The sequence below is a fragment of the Streptomyces sp. NPDC047042 genome, assembly GCF_040644035.1.
In the GTDB taxonomy this organism is placed as follows: Bacteria; Actinomycetota; Actinomycetes; order Streptomycetales; family Streptomycetaceae; genus Streptomyces.
In genome coordinates, this window is sequence record NZ_JBEYVP010000018.1 from 98261 (window position 1) to 119283 (window position 21023).

The 21023-nt window shown below is 70.8% G+C and carries 16 protein-coding genes and 1 riboswitch; of the genes, 5 read left to right on the plus strand and 11 right to left on the minus strand.

Going from position 1 to position 21023, the window contains the following annotated elements; translation table 11 throughout:
* Positions 1 to 149 precede the first annotated feature (149 nt).
* Complete coding sequence (locus ABZ855_RS22215; RefSeq protein WP_360809305.1) at positions 150 to 953, plus strand: VOC family protein; 804 nt, start codon at positions 150 to 152, stop codon at positions 951 to 953.
* A 17-nt stretch (positions 954 to 970) separates the two neighbouring features.
* Here the strand turns inward: ABZ855_RS22215 and ABZ855_RS22220 are convergent, their stop codons facing one another.
* From ABZ855_RS22220 to ABZ855_RS22240, 5 genes are all read right to left on the minus strand, one after another.
* Positions 971 to 2362: a C40 family peptidase gene (locus tag ABZ855_RS22220; protein WP_360809307.1), complete on the minus strand. Its 1392-nt coding sequence runs from the start codon at positions 2360 to 2362 to the stop codon at positions 971 to 973.
* A 194-nt stretch (positions 2363 to 2556) separates the two neighbouring features.
* Positions 2557 to 3207 carry a thymidine kinase gene (locus ABZ855_RS22225; RefSeq protein WP_319199901.1) on the minus strand — a complete coding sequence of 217 codons (651 nt, stop codon included), beginning with the start codon at positions 3205 to 3207 and terminating at the stop codon, positions 2557 to 2559.
* Positions 3208 to 3260: 53 nt separating this feature from the next.
* A complete protein-coding gene (locus ABZ855_RS22230; RefSeq protein WP_360809310.1) occupies positions 3261 to 4451 on the minus strand; it encodes a nucleotide pyrophosphatase/phosphodiesterase family protein in 1191 nt (396 codons plus the stop codon).
* Positions 4451 to 5038, minus strand: a complete 588-nt coding sequence (locus ABZ855_RS22235) for a DUF5998 family protein (RefSeq protein WP_360809312.1) — start codon at positions 5036 to 5038, stop codon at positions 4451 to 4453. The genes ABZ855_RS22230 and ABZ855_RS22235 overlap by 1 nt, the downstream gene beginning before the upstream one ends.
* A gap of 40 nt (positions 5039 to 5078) precedes the next feature.
* Positions 5079 to 7898, minus strand: a complete 2820-nt coding sequence (locus tag ABZ855_RS22240) for a GNAT family N-acetyltransferase (RefSeq protein WP_360809314.1) — start codon at positions 7896 to 7898, stop codon at positions 5079 to 5081.
* A 178-nt stretch (positions 7899 to 8076) separates the two neighbouring features.
* Here ABZ855_RS22240 and ABZ855_RS22245 point away from each other — a divergent pair, with 178 nt between their 5' ends.
* Positions 8077 to 8358, plus strand: a complete 282-nt coding sequence (locus ABZ855_RS22245; RefSeq protein WP_006379745.1) for an HPr family phosphocarrier protein — start codon at positions 8077 to 8079, stop codon at positions 8356 to 8358.
* A 172-nt stretch (positions 8359 to 8530) separates the two neighbouring features.
* Here ABZ855_RS22245 and ABZ855_RS22250 read toward each other — a convergent pair whose 3' ends face one another.
* From ABZ855_RS22250 to ABZ855_RS22265, 4 genes are all read right to left on the minus strand, one after another.
* Positions 8531 to 9226, minus strand: coding sequence for a GntR family transcriptional regulator (locus ABZ855_RS22250; protein WP_360809316.1), 696 nt, complete (start codon positions 9224 to 9226; stop codon positions 8531 to 8533).
* 188 nt (positions 9227 to 9414) lie between these two features.
* Positions 9415 to 10209 (minus strand): M23 family metallopeptidase, encoded by a 795-nt coding sequence (locus tag ABZ855_RS22255; protein ID WP_360809318.1) that lies wholly within the window; start codon positions 10207 to 10209, stop codon positions 9415 to 9417.
* An 11-nt stretch (positions 10210 to 10220) separates the two neighbouring features.
* A riboswitch (cyclic di-AMP (ydaO/yuaA leader) is annotated at positions 10221 to 10389 on the minus strand.
* A gap of 226 nt (positions 10390 to 10615) precedes the next feature.
* On the minus strand, positions 10616 to 12004 hold the full coding sequence (locus ABZ855_RS22260; protein ID WP_360809320.1) for a pitrilysin family protein: 1389 nt from the start codon (positions 12002 to 12004) through the stop codon (positions 10616 to 10618).
* Positions 12001 to 13338, minus strand: a complete 1338-nt coding sequence (locus tag ABZ855_RS22265; protein WP_360809467.1) for a pitrilysin family protein — start codon at positions 13336 to 13338, stop codon at positions 12001 to 12003. Before ABZ855_RS22265 ends, ABZ855_RS22260 begins: the two co-directional genes overlap by 4 nt.
* 310 nt (positions 13339 to 13648) lie before the next feature.
* Here ABZ855_RS22265 and ABZ855_RS22270 point away from each other — a divergent pair, with 310 nt between their 5' ends.
* Positions 13649 to 16105 (plus strand): DNA topoisomerase IV subunit A, encoded by a 2457-nt coding sequence (locus tag ABZ855_RS22270; protein WP_360809322.1) that lies wholly within the window; start codon positions 13649 to 13651, stop codon positions 16103 to 16105.
* Here ABZ855_RS22270 and ABZ855_RS22275 read toward each other — a convergent pair whose 3' ends face one another.
* Both ABZ855_RS22275 and ABZ855_RS22280 read right to left on the minus strand, forming a co-directional pair.
* Positions 16106 to 17227: a GTP-binding protein gene (locus tag ABZ855_RS22275; RefSeq protein ID WP_360809324.1), complete on the minus strand. Its 1122-nt coding sequence runs from the start codon at positions 17225 to 17227 to the stop codon at positions 16106 to 16108.
* 138 nt (positions 17228 to 17365) lie between these two features.
* Entirely contained in the window at positions 17366 to 18544 is a 1179-nt protein-coding gene (locus ABZ855_RS22280) for a citrate synthase/methylcitrate synthase (protein ID WP_360809326.1), read from the minus strand.
* A gap of 98 nt (positions 18545 to 18642) precedes the next feature.
* Here ABZ855_RS22280 and ABZ855_RS22285 point away from each other — a divergent pair, with 98 nt between their 5' ends.
* Positions 18643 to 19899: a citrate synthase gene (locus ABZ855_RS22285; RefSeq protein WP_360809328.1), complete on the plus strand. Its 1257-nt coding sequence runs from the start codon at positions 18643 to 18645 to the stop codon at positions 19897 to 19899.
* Positions 19900 to 19980: 81 nt separating this feature from the next.
* Complete coding sequence (locus tag ABZ855_RS22290) at positions 19981 to 20919, plus strand: sucrase ferredoxin (RefSeq protein WP_360809330.1); 939 nt, start codon at positions 19981 to 19983, stop codon at positions 20917 to 20919.
* The last annotated feature ends 104 nt before the right edge of the window (positions 20920 to 21023 follow it).

The window sequence follows — 21023 nt, forward strand, 5'->3', positions numbered from 1 at the left end:
CACGGAGCGTCCGTGCACACGACACCGCGGCACGGCACGACCGACGTACGCAACGGAGCACGCCCCACGAGCGGCGTGCGGCAGATCCGCCGACGGGGCGGACAGCGGAAGTGACACGGCCACCGCGAGGGGTCGAGGAGAGAGTGACGATGACCGAGGCACGGGAGTCGGCCGGCCGGAGCAGCGAAACACATGCCCGGCACGCGCCCGGTACACCCTGCTGGGTGAGTCTGATGGTGCACGAGGTGACAGCGACCCAGGACTTTTACGGGGAGTTGTTCGGCTGGGAGTTCGAGCTGGGGCCCCAGCAGCTCGGCTGGTACGTACGGGCCCTGCTGGACGGCCATGAGGTGGCCGGCATCGGCCAGCTGCCGCCGGACCGCCACCTTCCGGTCGCCTGGACGCCCTACCTCGCCTCGGACGACGTGGACCTCACCGCGGGGATGATCCGGCACTCGGGCGGCACTGTGGGGGTGGGCCCCCTGGACGCGGCCGACGCGGGCCGGCTGGCGATCGCCTCCGACCCGATGGGGGCGGTGTTCGGCATCTGGCAGACCGCCGCCCACCTGGGCACGGGCATCACCGGAGTCCCCGGCACGCCCGCCTGGAACGAGTTGGTGACCCGCGACTCGTCGAGCGTCACCAAGTTCTACACAACCCTCTTCGGCTACGAGGAAGAGCCCGTGATCTCGGCGGACTTCGACTACGTCACGCTGAACGTCGAGGGGCGTCCCGTCGCCGGTGTCCACGGCGTGGGCAACTTCCTGCCCCGCGGCCGGGGTCCGCACTGGATGACGTACTTCGAGGTCGCCGACACGGACACGGCCGCCGCCCGCCTGGTGGACCTGGGCGGCCATGTCGTCAAACCACCGCACGAGAGCGAGCACGGCCGTGTGGCGACGGTGACGGACCCGGAAGGTGCGCTGTTCTCGCTGATCCAGGGGGCCCACTGACGGGCCCCCTGAGGGTCTTACGCGGGCCGCAGGACGCTGTGGATGGCGGCCTCGCCGGCGGCGAAGATCGAGTCCTCGCGCACCCGCGCTCCCGGACTCGGCGCGTGCATCATCATTCCGTCGCCGACGAAGATGCCCACATGGCCGACATGGCCCGCGTCGCCGTGGAAGAACACCAGGTCACCGGGCAGGATGTCGGCGACGTTGATCGCCATGCCGGCGCTCGCCTGCTCGTGCACGGCACGCGGGAGCGAAACGCCTGCGGCCTTCCAGGCGGCCTGGATGAGACCGGAGTTGTCGTACGAACCCGGTCCGGCCGCGCCCCAGACACACGGCCTGCCGATCTGCGCACGGGCGAAGGCGACCGCCTTGGCGGCCTTCGCACCGGAGTCCACGACGAACGCGATGCCGTTGCCGATGCTCGCGCCGGCCCCGCCCCCGGGCGCGAACGCGTCGGCGCCGAAGTAGTGCGTGCCCGTGCCGTAGGACGTCTGCGTCCCGTGGGGCGGTGTGTGCGTTCCGTACGCCGTCTCCGCGGCGTACGACGTCTGAGTGCCGTGGGGCGGTGTCTGGGTCTGGGTCTGCGTGCCGTAGGCCGTCTCCGTGACGGGGAACGGGTCGGCGACCGGGAACGGTTCGGTGACGAGGGGGAGTTCGGTGACGAGGGCGTAGTCGCCGTCCCGCAGGGTGCCCGCGTAGAGGGGCGTCCCCGCGTCGAGGGACGGGTCCGCGCTCCGGCCGACCGACTGGGGCAGCTGCCATTCCTCGGCGGGCTGTGGGCGAACCTGGTCCACGGAGTCGGGGAGGCGCCAGGTGTCCTCGGCGGGCAGCGCGCCGGTCGCCGGGAACGGGGAAGTGCCCTGGGGAGGCGTCGGGAACCAACTGGGCTCGGCCGAAGGCGTGTTCAGGCCCCCCTGGACCTCCTGCCGGGGTGCGGGCACAGCGGGCAGGACGGTCGTGGGTGCGGCGGACAGCGCGGCGACCGGTGCGGGCGGCAGTGCGGCCATGGGCCCGGGCTGCGGTGTGGCCGTCGGCCCGGCGGGCAGTGCGGCGGTCAACTCCGGCAGGGGACGGGCGGCCGGCTCGGCGGGAGGAGCGGCGGGTCGCGCGGGACGGGCCTCCGGCGCGCGCGCCGGTCTCCTGTCCGGCGGCAGCACCGCCGGTACGGTCGGGCCGAGTTGGGCACGGCCCACGTCGAACCAGGGACGGGCGACCTCGTCGAGTGCGGGATCGGAGCGCCTGCGCGCGGTGTCGGGCACCGCCTTGACGCGCTTGCGTATCCCGAGCCTCATCGCGCGGGTGGCGTTGAAGGTCCCGGTGAAGCTTTCGGCCTGGTCGTAGAGGCTGTTGATCCGCTGCTGGACCTCCTCACGGCTCGGCCCATCATCTCGGGTTCGTTCCGGCGCCATGCGGGACGAGCTCCTTCCGTGGTGCGTCCTCCCGGCCAACCGTCAGGTACGGACAGCAGGTTCGGGAAGTTGTTCGGAGGTCAACTTAGCCAACTTGTGTGCTTCAGGTGAAGGTTGAAGCGCGAAATGCCCGATACGTTATTGTGACCTTCATCGTATCCAGAACGGCCGGAAAGAGCGCCCGGCAAGCACGATCAAGCCGAATTGACCGGCAGGACGTCCGGAGAGATGACGGAGGCGTGCGCGGAGGCGCTCGTCATACGGCGCCGGTGATGGCGTCGGCACAGCACCTCGTAGCCGATGTCCGCGGCCGGGCGGTTCACATCGCCGACGACGACCTGCTCGCCCTCCACGACCATCACGCCCCCGACCGTGCGGGCGTTGTGCGTGGCCCGCGCCCCGCACCAGCACATCGCCTCCACCTGAAGGGTCTCTATCCGGTCGGCCAGCTCGATCAGCCGCTGGGAGCCCGGGAAGAGCTTCGTACGGAAGTCGGTGGTGATGCCGAACGCGAAGACGTCCAGCCCCAGGTCGTCCACGACCCGCGCCAACTGGTCGATCTGGTCCGGCGCGAGGAACTGCGCCTCGTCCACGATCACGTAGTCGACCTTGCCGCCCCTGGACATCTGGTCCACCAGGTAGGCGTGCAGATCCATGCCCACGGCCGCCTCGACGGCCTCCGTCACCAGACCGAGCCGGGAGGAGAGCTTGCCCTCCCCCGCCCGGTCGTCGCGGGTGAAGATCACGCCCTGCAGACCCCGGGCCGACCGGTTGTGCCCGATCTGGAGTGCCAGCGTCGACTTCCCGCAGTCCATCGTTCCGGAGAAGAACACCAGCTCGGGCATGGCAGGTTGAGCACCTTTCGGCGAGATACGGGACTGTCGGGGCGGGACGGGCCTCAGGAGCGTACTTGCAGGAGCGGGACCAGTTGTTCCGCAGGGGTCATCGAACCGTGGTTGCCGACCATCGCCGACTCCCTCGGCTCCCGCTCCGAGGCGACGATCAGGACGTCGTCCCGGGCCGCCGCGACCACGTCACCTATCCGCGCGTACACGCGTTCGTCGACCGTCGGTCCGAACCAGCCCGCCGCGATCGCCTCTTCCCGCGAGGCCACCCAGAACTGCTCGCCGAGCACCTCGCGCCAGCAGGTCAGTACGTCGGCCTCGGCGCCCGGCACCGCGTACACATGCCGTGCCCGGCCCTCGCCGCCCAACAGGGCGACCCCGGCGCGCAGTTCCCAGTCCTCGTCGAAGTCGATGCGGTGCTGCTCGTCGAACGGGATGTCGATCATGCCGTGGTCGGCGGTGACATAGAGAGCGGCGCGTGGCGGGAGTTGTTCCGCCAGCCGCTGGACGAGCCGGTCGACGTACATGAGCTGACCGCGCCAGGCGTCCGAGTCGACCCCGAAGCGGTGTCCCTTGCCGTCCACCTCCGCGTAGTACGTGTAGACCAACGAGCGGTCCCCGGCGGCCAGTTGCTCGGCCGCGAGGTCCATGCGGTCCTCGCCGGTGAGCTTCCCCCGGAACGTTCCGCCACTGAGTGCGATCTTCGTCAGCGGGGTGTTCTCGAAGGTCGGCGAGGAGACCTGGGCGGTGTGCACACCCGCCCGGTCGGCCAGTTGGAAGACCGTGGGATACGGCTGCCACGCGCGCGGGTCCGTCCACGGCTGCCAGCGCAGCTGGTTCATCAGCTCGCCGGTGGCCGGATTCCGCACGGTGTAACCGGGCAGACCGTGTGCGCCGGGAGGCAGCCCGGTGCCGACGGAGGCGAGGGAGGTCGCGGTCGTCGCCGGGTAGCCGGTGGTGATCGGCCGGCCCGTGCCACCGCGCGAGCTGCTCATGAGCGAGCTCATGAAAGGGGCCTCGTCCGGGTGGTCCCGGAGCTGCTCCCAGCCCAGCCCGTCGATCAGGAACACGCAGTTGCGGTCGGCGGGTGCCAGCTCCGGGATCGCCCGGGCCATGTCCGGTACGTCCATCCCGGCGGCCAGGGTGGGCAGCAGGTCGGCGAGCGAGCCCGTACCGTAGTGCGGGACGGGGGCGGAGGAGACGGCCAGCGGCTCCGGGTGGTCCCAGGTGGTCGGGTGGGACATCAGCGCGTGACGTCCGCGGTCGCTTCCGAGAGGGCCTGCGCGAAGACGAGGGCCTGGCGGACCGTCTCCGGGCCGTCACCGGCCTCGCTGACGCGCAGGCTCAGGTCGTCGGCCGTCGAGTTGCCCGTGTAGCCGTGGTCCGCCTCGCAGTTGGGGTCGCCGCAGGCGGCCGGCTCCAGGTCGATGCGGGAGACGGCTCCCCAGCCGATGGTCAGGACGACCTCGCGGGGCAGGGTGCCCGGCGTGTACGACTCCGGGTTGGCGACGACCCTGCTGACGACGACGGACGAGATCCGGCCCAGCTTCACGGACTCCGTGGACGTGGTGGCGTACGGCGTCGGGGACGTCGTGTCCTCGGCCTGCTCGTCGGTGTGGCTGACGATGAAACGGTTGCCCGTGAGGACGAGCACGGTCACGTGCCGGCGCACCTCGTTCGCGTCGAACGTCGTCTCCTGGTGGACCAGGTACGACCGGATGGCCTCGCCGCCGATCGCGGCCTCCACCGCCTCGGCCACGAGGGCCGGGTAGTAGCCGCTGCGCTCGATCGCCGCTCGCAGCCCCTGGGTCGATGTACTGGTCTTGGCCATGTGCCCATCCTACGGGGGCACACTGACTGCGAGGCACCGCTCAGTACACAGGAAGTGTCCGCGGGCCCAGGTCGTCGCGGACGGGCGGCGGCGCCAGCCGGACCGACGCCCCGAGGACACTCAGGCCGTGCTGCGCGACGACCACCGGCTCCAGGGACACCGCGATGACCTCGGGATGGTCGTCGACGAGCCGCGACACCCTGAGCAGCAGCTCCTCCAGCGCCCCGGTGTCGACCGGCGCGGAGCCGCGCCAGCCGAAGAGGATCGGTGCCGTCCGGATCGACCGGATCAGCGAGGACGCGTCGCGGTCGGTGACCGGTATCAGCCGGTGCGCGGTGTCCCCGAGCAGCTGGGAGGCGGGCCCGGCGAGCCCGAAGGAGAGCACCGCGCCGGCCGCCGGGTCGATCACCGCCCGTACGACGGTGTCGACTCCCCGCGGTGCCATCCCCTGGACGACGGGCCGTACCTCGTCCGGGCTGCCGAAGAGGCCGGTCAGTTCGGCGTACGCCCGCCGCAGTTGCTCCTCGTCCGCGAGGTCCAGGCGTACGCCGCCCAGGTCGGCGCGGTGTCGCAGATGCGGGGCGGTGGCCTTGAGGGCGACGGGGTAACCGATGTTCCGCGCGGCGGCCACGGCCTCGTCGGGGCTCGGGGCGGGCAGGGCGCCGCGCACCGGGATGCCGTACGTCCCGAGAAGCTCGCACGTCTCGTCCGTACCGAGGGTGAGTCCCTGTCCTCGCGCGAGGAGCCCGCCGATCAGGTCGGCGGCCGCCTTCTCGTCGATGTCCTCGTAGCCGGGGACCTTGCCGGGCTCGGCGGCCTCCCGCCGCCACTGGGCGTACTTCACGGCTTCCCCGAGGGCCCGCACGGCACGCTCGGCGGCGGGGTAGGCGGGGATCAGACGGGAACAGGAGTCGGGGGAGGCGGTGGTGGCGGGCGGGGACGCGGGGGCCTGCGACACCGGCGCGGGGGACGACTGCCTCGCGTGCGGTGCGGTGCTGGTCGCGGCCGACAGTGCCTCGGCCAGCCCGCCCAGCTCCACGTGGACCACCAGGACCGGCTTCCCCGGTACCTCCGCCGCGGCCGACCGGAGCGCCTCGGCCAGGGCGGCGTCCCGGGCGCCGGCCTCCCCGACCGTGGGGATCGCGGTGACGACGACGGCGTCGCACGTGTCGCTCGCCAGCGCCTGGGCCAACGCCCGGTGGAAGTCCTCCGGCGAGGCCCCCGTGGTCAGGTCCAGCGGCGCCGACGGCCGCAGTCCCTCGGACAGACACGCGTCGTACGTCAGCAGCCCCAGCGACTCCGAGTTCCCGAGGATCGCCACCCGGGGCCCGGCGGGCAGCGGCTGGCGGGCCAGCAGCAGCCCCGCGTCGACCAGTTCGGTGATCGTGTCCACCCGGATCACCCCGGCCTGGCGCAGCAGTGCGGACACCGTCGCGTGCGACAGCCGCGTGGCCCGTACGGCGTGTCCCTGGGGAGCGGCGCCGTCGTGCCGCGCCCCCTGCACGACCACCAGCGGCTTCGCCGCCGCCGTGCGCCGCGCGAGACGCGTGAACTTGCGCGGGTTGCCGATGGATTCGAGGTACATGAGGACGACATCGGTGTGCGGGTCGTCGTACCAGTACTGGAGTACGTCGTTGCCGGACACGTCGGCCCGGTTGCCGGACGAGACGAAGGTGGACACACCCGTGACCCCGGTGACGCCTCCGCCGCGCCGGTGCAGCCGGGACAGCAGCGCGATCCCGATGGCCCCGGACTGCGCGAACAGGCCGATCCGGCCGGGCCTCGGCATCTCCGGGGCGAGTGAGGCGTTCAGCCGGACGTCCTCGGCCGTATTGATGACGCCGAAGGCATTGGGGCCGATGATGCGCATCCCGTACGTACGCGCGTGCCGTACGAGTTCACGCTGTCGTTCCCGTCCCTCCGGGCCGCTCTCCGCGTACCCGGCGGAGACCACGACGAGCCCCTGCACGCCGTGCTCACCGCACTCGGCGACGACCTCGGGGACGCGCGCGGCCGGAACGGCGACGACGGCGAGGTCCACGGGGCCCGCGATGTCACGCACCGACCGGTGGGCCGGTACGCCGTCGATGTCCTTCTGGTCCACCGGGAAGGCGCTGTTGACCGCGTACAGGTCACCGGCGAACCCGGCGTCCCTGATGTGGTCGAGAACGCTGCGGCCCACACCGCCGGGGGCACGGCCGACGCCGACGACGGCCACGGCGCCGGGGACGAGCAGACGCCGTACGGAGCGCGCCTCGGCCCGCTGCTCACGCGCGCGTTGGACGGCGAGCGAGCGGTCGGTGGGCTCCAGGTCGAACTCCAGGCGTACGACACCGTCCTCGAAGCTGCGCTTCTGGGTGTACCCGGCGTCCGTGAACACCTTGATCATCTTGGTGTTGGCCGGCAGCACCTCGGCGGCGAAGCGGCGGATCCCGCGCTCCCGGGCGACAGCACCGATGTGTTCGAGGAGGGCGGAGGCGACGCCCCGGCCCTGGTGCGCGTCCTGCACCAGGAAAGCGACCTCGGCCTCGCCGGCGGGACCGGAGGCGGGCAGTCCGTCGGCATCAATCCGGTCATAGCGTACGGTGGCGATGAACTCGCCGCCGACCGTGGCCGCGAGCCCCACCCGGTCCACGAAGTCGTGGTGGGTGAAGCGGTGGACGTCCTTGGCGGACAGACGCGGATACGGCGCGAAGAAGCGGTAGTACTTCGACTCGTCCGAAACCTGTTCGTAGAAGCTGACCAGCCGGTCGGCGTCGTCCACGGTGATGGGGCGGATGCGGGCGGTGCCGCCGTCGCGCAGGACGACGTCCGCCTCCCAGTGGGCGGGGTACTCGTGCCGGTCCGACGAGTTCTGCATGCGCCCCAGAGTACGGCTCGCGTCCGACAACGTCGCAGGGCAGTCTGTGGGGACCGAAGTCGGGCCCAGGCCGGGGTTCGAACGCGGTTCCGGGACGGGTCGAAGCCCGCTTCCCGGCACGCTTCATGCTGTGGAACAATGGTCTAGACAACCCTGAGACAGTGAAGGGCAGCATCACATGGCTGAGCGCCGCGTCAACGTCGGCTGGGCGGAGGGCCTCCACGCCCGCCCCGCCTCCATCTTCGTCCGTGCGGCCACGGCCGCCGGCGTCCCCATGACGATCGCCAAGGCCGACGGCAACCCCGTCAACGCGGCCTCCATGCTGGCGGTCCTCGGTCTGGGTGCCCAGGGGGGCGAGGAGATCGTCCTCGCCTCCGAGGCGGAGGGCGCCGACGCGGCGCTCGACCGTCTGGCGAAGCTGGTGGCCGAGGGACTCGAGGAACTTCCCGAAACGGTCTGAGGCACCCTGCGGGGTCCTCGGTCGACGGTGACGGCGAACGTCACCCGAAATGCACCACCCGCACATGGCGAAGGGCCCGCCCGAATATCGGGCGGGCCCTTCGTAATTCCCGGTCACGGGCAGCAGAAATAGTCCCCCGCGAATTCAACCCTCTTTGTATACGGCGCCCGTGTTAATGACGCAGGCCCATCATGTTTACGGGAGGTTGCGAAGTCCTCACACGATCCGGACGGTCTCCGTCGCCCGGAAAGCGCAGCCGGTGCGCGAGGGTCGCCCGCTCGGTGTGCAGTGCCGTGACCGCCCGCGCGCGCTCGCTGTCCCCGCGCGCCACCGCGTCCACGATCGCCCCGTGCTCCGCCCAGGACTCGACGGGGTTGGGCGGTGCCTCCACCGCGTACATCCAGGCGATCTTGTGCCGCAGCTGGGTGAGCGTCGAGGCCAGGGCGTGGCTGCCGGAGGACTGGGTGAGCGTCTCGTGGAACCAGCCTCCCAAGGAGCGCAGATCCTCGCTGTTGCCCCTTCTGGCCCGCTCCTGGCCGAGTCTGACCAGGCCGCGCAGCACCTTGAGATGGGCCTCGGTGCGCCGCTGGGCGGCCCGGGAGGCGCCCAGCGGTTCCAGGAGCATGCGCATCTCCAGCAGGTCGGAGGCCTCCTGCTCGGTGGGTTCCGCGACGCACGCGCCCGCGTGCCGCCGGGTGACCACGAAGCCCTCGGCCTCCAGGGTGCGCAGGGCCTCGCGGACGGGGACGCGCGAGACGCCGTACCGGCGGGCGAGCAGTTCCTCGGTGAGCCGGCTGCCGCGCTCGTAGACACCGGCGACGATGTCGTCCCGGATCGCCGTGCATACCGAGTGCGCCGGAATACGCATGTCCGACCTCCGCTTTAATCCCCGTGAAACGTCGACGATTGACGTGTGTTCAGTGACTCTATTGCAGAGAACCGGAATTTCCGACGGCAGGCCGGAATCCGTGGATATTTTTTGGACACAGGGCACCCGGAAACGCCGAAAGCCCCGGCTGGAGGAGCCGGGGCCGCGACGAGTGGTACGAAGAGGTGTCAGACGTTCACGCCGTGCGAGCGGAGGTAGGCGACCGGGTTGATGTCCGAGCCGTAATCCGGGGTCGTGCGGGCCTCGAAGTGAAGGTGGGGACCGGTGACGTTGCCGGTGGCCCCGGAGAGGCCGATCTGCTGGCCCGGGGTGACCGTCTGGCCCACGGAGACGTTGATCGACGACAGATGACCGTACTGAGTGTACGTACCATCAATCATCTTGATCACGATGTTGTTGCCGTAGGACCCGCCCCAGCCGGCCTCGACGACGGTGCCGGAGCCCACAGCGTGGACGGTGGTGCCGGACGCGGCGTGGAAGTCGACGCCGGTGTGGCTGCCGGAGGACCAGATACCGCCGCCCGCCTGGTAGCCGGTGGAGATGTACGAACCGGAGATCGGGGCCACGTAGGCGTTGAGGCGCTTACGCTCGGCCTCACGGGCGGCGCGGGCCTTCACCTCGCGCTCCTGCTTGACGCGTTCCTCGGCCAGCTTCTTGGCGGCGGCCGCGGCCCGCTTCTCCGCGGCCTCGATCCGCTTCTCGGCGGCGGCCTGCTCGGCCGCCTGCTCCTGGGCGGCGGCCTGAGCGTCTATCTGCTCGGCGAGCGACTCCCCTATGGAGATCACCGGGGTGAGGCCGGTCTGCTCGACGGCGGACTCCGTGGCGAGCGCCGGGGCGGCGAGGGCGCCTACGACGCCGCTGGTCGCGAGGGCCGCGACGCCGGCCGCGCGAGCGGTCGTACGGTTGACAAGGCTGGGGCGGCTGGGACGACGGTGCTTCCCGGTGGCGCGGGTGAACGCCATGTAGTGGTTGTTCCTTTCCTCCTTCTCGCCTACCGGGTTAGCTGACGGGTTCGGAGCAGGAAGGTCTCCTACGGGCCCCCTCGCGGCACGCGCGGGCGTCCGATTCACCCCAGGGACTGCACGATGTGGGTCCCCGGCTCCCCTGGCTCGCGCCGTACGGGGACTCGGCGATGACTGTCCGGTGCCGCGACTGCGGCGCACTGCGTGACGGACAGCCGGACAGACGCTAAGCGTGACTACTTTCAAATAACAAACCGATCACGGGTTTTGTCGCGCATGCCACAGTGCAGACTGTCAACCTCTCCATCAATACGGGCAACTTGCACATCAACATGGACAAACAGGGGCCCGGTGACGCTTCCGTCACCGGGCCCCTGCCGCTACGACGTCTCTGTGGACGGTGTCCCTACTCGGCGGGTACGACGCTCACTTCGCCGATGCCGAGAGCCCTGACGGGCGCCTCGATCTCCGCCGCGTCGCCCACGAGGACCGTCACCAGCCGGTCGACCGGGAAGGCGTTGACGGCCGCCGCGGTGGCTTCCACGGTGCCGGTCGCCGCGAGCCGGCGGTACAGCGTCGCCTGGTAGTCGTCGGGCAGGTGCTGCTCGACCTGGTCGGCCAGCGTGCTCGCCACGGCCGCCGCGGTCTCGTACTTGAGCGGGGCGACGCCGACCAGGTTCTGCACCGCGACATCGCGCTCGGCGTCGGTGAGCCCCTCGGCCGCGAGCGTGCGCAGCACCTTCCAGAGGTCCTCGAGGGCGGGACCGGTGTTCGGGGTGTCGAAGGAGCCGCTGATGGCCAGCAGCGCGGCACCCGTACCCTCCGGAGCGGAGCGCAGGACCTGCCCGAACGCCCGCACGCCGTAGGTGTAACCCTTCTCCTCGCGCAGGACACGGTCCAGACGGGAGGTGAGGGTGCCACCGAGGCAGTACGTGCCGAGGACCTGGGCGGCCCAGACCCGGTCGTGCCGGTCGGCGCCGATGCGGCCGATGAGCAGCTGGGTCTGCACGGCGCCCGGGCGGTCCACGATGACGACCCGGCCGGTGTCGTCGGCGGTCACCGGCGGCACCGGCCGCGGCTCGGCCGAAGTGCCCGTCCAGGCGCCCAGGGTGTCACCGAGGAGCGCGTCCAGGTCGATGCCGGTGAGGTCGCCGACGACCACCGCGGTGGCCGTGGCGGGCCGGACGTGCCTGTCGTAGAAGGCGCGTACGGCGGCCGAGTCGATCTTGGCGACCGTGTCCTCGGTGCCCTGGCGCGGACGTGACATGCGCGAGGTCGCCGGGAACAGCTCCTTGTAGAGCTGCTTGGCGGAGCGGCGGGCCGGGTTGGCCGTCTCGTGCGGGATCTCGTCGAGCCGGTTGCGCACCAGCCGCTCGATCTCGCTGTCCGTGAAGGCGGGCGCCCTGAGGGCGTCGGCCAGCAGACCGAGCGCCTTGGGCAGTCGCGACACGGGGACTTCGAGGCTGAGGCGGACGCCGGGGTGGTCGGCGTGCGCGTCGAGGGTGGCGCCGCAGCGCTCCAGCTCGGCGGCGAAGTCCTCGGCGGAGTGCTTGTCGGTGCCTTCGGAGAAGGCCCGGGCCATGATCGTGGCCACTCCGTCGAGACCGGCGGGCTCGGCCTCCAGGGGGGCGTCGACGAGCACCTCGACGGCGACGACCTGCTGGCCGGGGCGGTGGCACCGCAGGACCGTCAGACCATTGCCGAGCGTGTCCCGCCCGGGGGCCGGGAAGGCCCAGGGCTTGGCCTCGCCCGCCTGGGGCTGGGGGTGGAACTCCATCGTGGCGAGCTCGGTCACTTGGCCGCCTCCTCGTCGGTGTCGGTGTCGCTGTCGGCGGTCAGAGGCTCGTAGACGAGCACCGCGCGGTTGTCGGGGCGCAGTCGCTCCTTGGCGGCCTGCTGGACCTCTTCGGCGGTCACCTCGAGTACGCGCTGCACGGCGGTCAGCGCGAGCTGCGGGTCGCCGAACAGCACCGCGAAGCGGCACAGTTCGTCGGCGCGGCCGGCGACCGTACCGAGCCGGTCGAGCCACTCACGCTCCAACTGGGCCTGGGCGCGCTCCATTTCCTCGGCCGTGGGGCCGTCCGCGGCGAACCGGGCGAGCTCCTCGTCGACGGCGGCCTCGATGACCGGCACCTCGACGTCCGCGGACGTCTTGACGTCCAGCCACCCCAGGGAGGGTGCTCCGGCCAGCCGCAGCAGGCCGAAACCGGCCGCCACCGCCGTACGGTCCCGCCGTACGAGCCGGTTGTAGAGACGGGAGGACTCGCCGCCGCCGAGGATGGTGAGCGCCAGGTCGGCCGCGTCGCACGCGCGTGTGCCGTCCTCCGGGAGCCGGTAGGCGGCCATCAGCGCGCGCGAGGGGACCTCCTCCACGACGACCTCGCGCAGTTCCTCGCCGATGACGTCGGGAAGGGCGCCGGAGCGCGGCGCGGGCTTGCCGTCGTGTCCGGCGATGGATCCGAAGTACTTCTCGACCCAGGCGAGCGTCTCCTCGGGGTCGATGTCCCCGACGACCGACAGAACGGCGTTGTTGGGCGCGTAGTACGTGCGGAAGAACGCGCGCGCGTCCTCCAGGGTCGCCGCGTCCAGGTCGGCCATCGAGCCGATCGGCGTGTGGTGGTAGGGGTGGCCCTCCGGGTAGGCGAGGGCGGTCAGCTTCTCGAACGCCGTGCCGTAGGGGACGTTGTCGTAGCGCTGCCGGCGCTCGTTCTTGACGACGTCCCGCTGGTTCTCCATGGACTCGTCGTCGAGGGCCGCGAGCAGCGAGCCCATGCGGTCCGCCTCCAGCCAGAGGGCGAGCTCCAGCTGGTGGGTGGGCATGGTCTCGAAGTAGTTGGTGCGCTCGAAGCTGGTGGTGCCGTTGAGCGAGCCGCCCGCGCCCTGGACCAGTTCGAAGTGGCCGTTGCCCTTCACCTGGCCGGAGCCCTGGAACATCAGGTGCTCGAAGAGGTGAGCCAGGCCCGTACGGCCCTTGACCTCGTGGCGCGATCCGACGTCGTACCAGAGGCACACCGCCGCGACCGGGGTCAGGTGGTCCTCGGAGAGCACCACGCGCAGCCCGTTGGCGAGGCGGTGCTCTGTAGCTGTCAGGCCGCCGGAGCCTGCCTCGGCTGTGGCCGTGTGACCCATGGGCATGTACGTCCCTTCGATCGCGGATGCGGTTGTTGCAACCGCTGTTTTCCTGCCGGTCCTGCCACTGTATGCAAGCGTGTGGAGTGCTGGCGAAGTTCCCGGCGGACGTACGCCCACAGCGAGATTGGTGAGGCGGCGGGCGGTACGTTTCAGCATCGTCGTCCACAGCCCAGCACCGCCTCAGGGACGGCCCTTGGTCCACGTTGTCAGTGCGGCAGTCCACAATGGTCCGCATCAGATGCCGTTCATGTCACCGATCTAAGCGCCGTGTAAGCGAACGACCAGGAAACAGAAGGAGCCGGCAGCGATGGCCCGCCGCAGCACGAAGACCCCGCCGCCCGATGACTTCGAGGAGCGGATCCTCGACATTGACGTCGTCGACGAGATGCAGGGCTCCTTCCTCGAGTACGCGTACTCGGTCATCTACTCCCGGGCCCTGCCCGACGCCCGCGACGGTCTCAAGCCCGTACACCGCCGCATCGTCTACCAGATGAACGAGATGGGCCTGCGCCCGGACCGCGGCTATGTGAAGTGCGCCCGGGTCGTCGGCGAGGTCATGGGTAAGTTGCACCCGCACGGCGACTCGTCGATCTACGACGCCCTGGTGCGTCTCGCCCAGCCGTTCTCCATGCGCGTGCCGCTGGTCGACGGCCACGGCAACTTCGGCTCGCTGGGCAACGACGACCCGCCGGCCGCCATGCGTTACACCGAGTGCCGGATGGCCGACGCGACCTCCCTGATGACGGAGTCCATCGACGAGGACACGGTCGACTTCGCCCCCAACTACGACGGGCAGGAACAGGAACCGGTGGCGCTGCCCGCCGCCTTCCCGAACCTGCTGGTCAACGGCGCGTCGGGCATCGCCGTCGGTATGGCCACGAACATGCCGCCGCACAACCTCGGCGAGGTCATCTCGGCCGCCCGCCATCTCATCCGCTACCCGAACGCCGACCTCGACACCCTGATGCGGCACGTTCCGGGGCCCGACCTGCCCACCGGCGGCCGGATCGTCGGCCTCTCGGGGATCAGGGACGCGTACGAGACGGGCCGCGGCACGTTCAAGATCCGTGCGACGGTGTCGGTGGAGAACGTGACGGCACGCCGGATGGGCCTGGTCGTCACCGAACTGCCGTTCACGGTCGGCCCGGAGAAGGTGATCGCCAAGATCAAGGACCTGGTCGGCTCGAAGAAGCTCCAGGGCATCGCCGACGTCAAGGACCTCACCGACCGCAGCCACGGTCTGCGCCTGGTCATCGAGATCAAGAACGGCTTCGTGCCTGAGGCCGTCCTGGAGCAGCTCTACAAGCTGACGCCGATGGAGGAGTCCTTCGGCATCAACAACGTGGCGCTGGTGGACGGCCAGCCGCTCACCCTGGGCCTCAAGGAGCTCCTGGAGGTCTATCTCGACCACCGCTTCGAGGTCGTACGGCGTCGCTCGGAGTTCCGCCGCGGCAAGCGCCGCGACCGGCTGCACCTGGTCGAGGGCCTGCTCACGGCGCTCGTCGACATCGACGAGGTCATCCGGCTGATCCGCTCCAGCGACAACTCCGCGCAGGCGAAGGAACGCCTGATGGAGCGGTTCTCCCTGTCGGAGATCCAGACGCAGTACATCCTGGACACCCCGCTGCGCCGACTCACCCGGTTCGACCGGATCGAGCTGGAGTCCGAGAAGGACCGGCTGGCCGCCGAGATCGCGGAACTGACCCGGATCCTCGAGTCGGACGCGGAGCTCCGCAAGCTGGTGTCGGCCGAACTGGCCGCAGTGGCCAAGAAGTTCGGCACCGAGCGGCGTACGGTCCTGCTGGAGTCTGCCGGCGCCCCCGCCACCGCCGCGGTCCCGCTCCAGGTGGCCGACGACCCGTGCCGGGTCCTGCTGTCCTCGACGGACCTGCTGGCGCGTACGGCGAACGGCGAGCCGTTCCCGGTCGACGAGGACGGCCGGCGCGCGAAGCACGACCTGATCGTCTCCGCTGTACCCGCCACGGCCCGGGGCGAGGTGGGCGCGGTGACCTCGGCCGGCCGGCTGCTGCGGATCAACGTCATCGACCTCCCCCGGCTCCCCGACACGATGGCGGCGCCCAACCTCTCGGGCGGCGCCCCCCTTTCGGAGTTCCTCTCCCTGGAGGACGGGGAGACGGTGGTCTGTCTGACGACGCTCGACGAGTCGTCCCCTGGCCTCGCGATCGGCACGGAGCAGGGTGTCGTCAAGCGTGTGGTCCCCGACTATCCCTCCAACAAGGAGGAGCTGGAGGTCATCACGCTCAGGGACGGCGACCGGATCGTGGGCGCCGCCGAGCTGCGCACCGGCGAGGAGGACCTCGTCTTCATCACGGACGACGCCCAACTGCTGCGTTTCCAGGCCTCCCACGTCCGCCCGCAGGGCCGCCCGGCCGGTGGTATGGCCGGCATCAAGCTGACGGACGGCGCCAAGGTCATCTCGTTCACGGCGGTGGACCCGGCGGTGGACGCGGTCGTGTTCACGGTCGCGGGCTCGCGGGGCACTCTGGACGACTCCGTGCAGACGACGGCGAAACTGACCCCCTTCGACCAGTACCCGCGCAAGGGCCGTGCCACCGGTGGCGTGCGCTGCCAGCGGTTCCTGAAGGGCGAGGACTGTCTGTCCCTGGGCTGGGCGGGCCCGGCACCCGCGCGTGCCTCCCAGCGGAACGGCATCCCGGCGGAGCTCCCCGAGGTGGATCCGCGCCGCGACGGCTCGGGCGTGTCCCTGCCGAAGACGGTGGGTGTGGTGGCGGGCCCGGTCTAGTCAGCCCGGGGTGGGCCCGCCGGCTTCCTCGGAATCCTCCGGGCTCCGCTCCTGTACGTACCTCAGGACGCCCCACATGCTGTGCTCGTCGGCGTGTGGGGCGTCGTCCATGCAGGCCTCCAGGTCCTTGCTGAGGGTGGGGAGCTGGATGCCGGTTCCGATGAGGACGAGCCGGCTGAGACGCTCCTCGTCGTCGGCCCAGGGCTCCGGGTAGAACCGCAGGAACCGCCCGACGGCGTGCACGGTGTACCGGTTGCGCGGGTCGTGCGGCCCGAAGTCGACGTACCCCTTGATGCGGTAGAGCCCTTCGGGCCGGCTGTCGAGGAAGTCCATCAGCCGGCGCGGGTGGAGGGGCGTCGAGGAGGTGAAGGAGAGGCTGTCGTAGGCGGCGTGCAGATGCCCTGAATGGTCTCCCGTGCCGTTCTCGTCGTGACCGTCCTCGTCCTCGTCCTTGCTGTGATCGTGCAGGTCGTCGAAGGTCAGCTGACCGATGCGCTCCTCGCTCGGCCGGCAGTCGAAGAGGAGCTCGGGGTCGACGCGCCCGTAGTCGGCGGACACCACAGCCGCCCGGTCGACCAGCCCGTGGACTGCGTTCAGGACGCGCTCACCGCCGTCGGTGACCTGTCCGACCTTGTTGACGACGACGAGATCGGCGAGGGCGAGGTGCCTGTCGATCTCGGGGTGCTTCACGCGCGTGTCCTCGAACTCGACCGCGTCGACGACCTCGACGAGCCCCCCGTACACGACCCGGGGGTTCTCGCTGGCGAGCATCATCCGTACGAGTTCCTGCGGTTCGGCGAGCCCGCTGGCCTCGATGACGATGACGTCGATCCGGGCCGAGGGTTGAGTGAGTCGATCAAGATAGACATCAAGTTCGCTCGCATCAACGGCGCAGCACAGACATCCGTTGCCCAGCGAGACCGTGGAGTCGCCCAGTGCTCCCGCGACGGCCATCGCGTCGATCTCGATGGCTCCGAAGTCGTTGACGATGGCGCCGATACGGCTGCCACCGCCGCGGTGGAGGAGGTGGTTGAGGAGAGTGGTCTTGCCGGAACCGAGGAAGCCGGCGAGGACGATGACGGGGATCTGCCGAGGGCTCTGGCTCGGACTCGGCTGACTCACTCTGCGACCTCTCTCACGCCGGCGCGCACACCGGTCCATGGGCCTCGCGCACGTACGAGGAACGAATGCCGCCCCAGGATACGAGCCAGAGAAATCGTCGCCGAGTGAGCGACCCGCGCGATACCGGGCCTGCGGGCCTCAGACGGCGACCGGTACCGCCACCGGGGGTACGGGCCCCACATACCGGGCCGCCGGCCGGATGATCTTCGAGTCCTCCGCCTGCTCCAGGATGTTGGCGCTCCAGCCCACCACGCGGGCCGCGGCGAACGTCGGTGTGAACATCTCGCGCGGCAGACCGCACAGTTCCATGACCACGCCCGCGTAGAACTCGACGTTCGTGTGCAGTTCGCGGCCCGGCTTCAGTTCGGCCAGGATCGCCTCCACCCGGCGTTCGACCTCGACCGCAAGCTCGACCAGCGGGCCGCCGAACTGCTCCGCGATCCCCCGCAGCATGCGGGAGCGGGGGTCCTCGGTGCGGTAGACCGGATGCCCGAAGCCCATGATGCGGTCACCGGCGAGGACGCGTTCGCGGATCCAGGGATCGATGCGGTCCGGCGTCCCGATCGCGTCCAGGGTGTCCAGCGCGCGGCTCGGGGCTCCGCCGTGCAACGGGCCGGACAGCGCTCCGACGGCGCCCACCAGACACGCCACCACATCCGCGCCCGTCGACGTGATGACTCGCGCCGTGAACGTTGATGCATTGAATCCATGGTCAATGGTCGAGATCAGATATTGCTCGATCGCCCTGGCGTGCAGCGGGTCCGGCTCCGACCCGGTCAACATGTACAGGTAGTTGGCCGCATAGGGGAGGTCGTCCCTCGGCTCCACGGGGTCGAGGCCCCGGCCCAGCCGATACAGCGCCGTCAGCACGGTCGGCACGGCCGCGGAGGCGGCCAGCGCGTCCGCGCATCGCTGCTCGGCGTCGATGTCGTAGACGGGACGGAAGCCCTTGGCGGCGCCGAGCAGCGACAGCGCCGTGCGCATTCCGGCCAGCGGTCCGGACCGGCCGCTCGCCGCCGCGATCGCCGGCAGGGCCGCCCGCACCTCGTCGGGCAGCCGTCGCAGCGCCGCGGTCTGCGCGGTGAAGGCGGCGAGACGAGCCGCGTCCGGCAGTCCCCCGTGGACGAGGAGATGCCAGACGTCCTCGAAGCCCCGGGTCTGTGCGAGTTCCACGGCGGAGTACTGGCGGTAGTGGTAAAAGCCCTCGCGCCCCCGGACGTCCCCAATTCGGGTGTCGGTGACGACGACGCCCGCGAGGCCCCGCGGTACGTCGACGACGGCGGTGGATGCGGCGGTTGCGGCCCGGTTGATCGACATGTTTCCTCCTTGGACTTGATTCGACTGTCCATGATTGACTAAAACGATGTCAATATTGATTCAATCAACATGCAATCCAGATGGATACGGTGACACCCATGCGCGATCAAGAGCCCGCCCCCGATCACACGAGCCGCCGCCTGAGCACCAAGGAGACCGCCGAACTGCTCGGCGTGAAGCCTGAAACCGTGTACGCGTACGTGAGTCGCGGTCAGCTCGACAGCCGACGCGACCCCGGTGGCCGCGGCAGCACCTTCGACGCCCGCGAGGTGGAGGCGCTCGCCCACCGCAACAAGCGGGAGAGCAGCGGAAGTCCGGGGTCCGGCGGGGATCTGTCCGTACGCACCCGGCTCACCCTCATCGACAAGGACCGGTACTACTTCCGGGGCGTCGATGCCACCGAACTGGCCTCACGCCACTCCTACGAAGAAGTCGCCGAGTGGCTGTGGACCGGCACTCTGCGTCCCGGAGTCACCTTCACCGCGCCCAAGGCCTCGGTCGCCGCCGCCCGCCGCTCGGTGAACGCTCTGCCGGAGCACAGCGACCCCGTAGACCGCCTCCGGGTCGCCGCCATCGCCGCGGCCGCGGTCGACCCACTCCGCTTCGACCTCTCCGAGGACACCGTCCTGGGCACCGCCCGCACCCTCATCCCCACCCTTGTCGCCGCCCTGCCGCCACTGTCGGCCGGCCACCGCGACGAAGGCTCACTGGCGCACCGCCTCTGGGCCCGGCTCACCGTCCGGATCGCCGACGAGGCCTCGCTGCGCACCCTGGACACGGCACTCGGTCTCCTCGTCGACCACGACCTGGCCGCCTCGACCCTCGCCGTTCGCGTCGCCGCGTCCGCCCGCGCGCACCCCTACGCAGCCGTCTCGGCCGGGCTCGGCGTCCTCGAGGGCCCGCTCCACGGCGCCGCCAGCGGTCTGGCGCACAGGATGCTCGTCGACGTGCTCGAAGAGGGCGACGCGGCTCCCGTGGTCGCGGACGAGCTGCGCGCGGGCCGCCGTGTCCCTGGGCTGGGCCACCGGCTCTACTCCGGTGAGGACCCACGCGCGCGTGCCCTCTTCGCCCTCCTGGAGGAGATGCCGCAGGCCGCTCCCGCCCTCGCCGCGGCCCACGACGTCGTGACCACCACCGCTCGCCACGCCCCGCTGCACGCCAACGTGGACCTCGCCCTGGCCGTGTTCACCGTCGCCTGCGGCATGGGAGCGTCGGCAGGCGAGACGATCTTCGCCGTCGCCCGTACGGCGGGCTGGATCGCGCACGCCCTGGAGGAGTACGGCGAACGTCCCCTGCGGATGCGCCCGTCCGGAACGTACGTGGGTGAGCGCCCTCCGCAGGCGCTCCCGGAGTAGCCGGATGGGGATGGACCGCCGGACCACCCGTTCCGCGCGGCCGGAAGTCGCCTCCTCCCAAGTCAGGTTAGGCTCACCTCTGTGAGTAGGTGCGCAACCGTCTCCCGGGACCTCGACGAGCCCATCGCGGGAACCGCGGCGACCGCGAGGACGTGGCTGCTGGTCGAGCAGCCCGGTCCGTGGGGTGCCCAGGCGCTCACCATGAGCCATCTGAACCCCGCTCTCGGCCGCGCCCTCGAGAAGGCCGCCGAGGGCACCGGCGTGCGGATCGCCCTGATCCGCCGCCCAGGCCGGCACGCCGACTTCGGGCCACCTGCCGTACGGCAGGTGTACGCGGCCCACACCACTCCCGGAGGCGTCTGGCTGCACAGCGCCACGACATGTGACCCCGAACAGCTGCTCGACCTCGACTTCGCGGCTCTCGGCGAGGGCGACCCACGCACCTTCGACACGGTGCTCCAGGGGCGGCCCCACACCGGCGACCCCCTCGCCCTCGTCTGCACCAACGGCAAGCGCGACCGCTGCTGTGCGCTGCTCGGCCGCCCTCTCGCCGCCGAGCTGGCCGCCTCCGGGGTCGAGGGCGCCTGGGAGGTCACGCACCTCGGTGGTCACCGCTTCTCCCCCACGCTGCTTGTGCTTCCGTACGGGTACGCGTACGGCCGCGCCCAGGCTCCGCACGTCAAGGAGATCCTCCAGGGCGTGCGCGAAGGGCGTCTCGAGTTGGACGGCTGCCGCGGCGGCTCCGCCTGGGAGCGGCCCGGGCAGGCCGCGGAACTGGCCGTCCGCTCGGCGGTGCGCGAATACGCGATGGACGCACTGAGCGTCGAACGCACAGACGGCTCGGCGCCCCGCTGGGAGGTGACCGTCGCTCACACGGACGGCCGCCGGTGGAGCGTCGCGGTGACCCAGGGCGCCTCGCTGCCACCGCGCCCGGAGAGCTGCGGGTCGGCGTTGGGTTCACCGGCGCGGCTGGACGTGGTGGCGGTGCGTGAACTGGAGTCGGCGGCTCCGAGGCGCTGACCGCACGGCATCAATCCGCACACGTCAATCTGTACGGCGTCGGCCCGGGCGGCCCGCAGTCCACCCGTCAAGCAGCCGTACATATCCGCGCACGGTCTGTACAC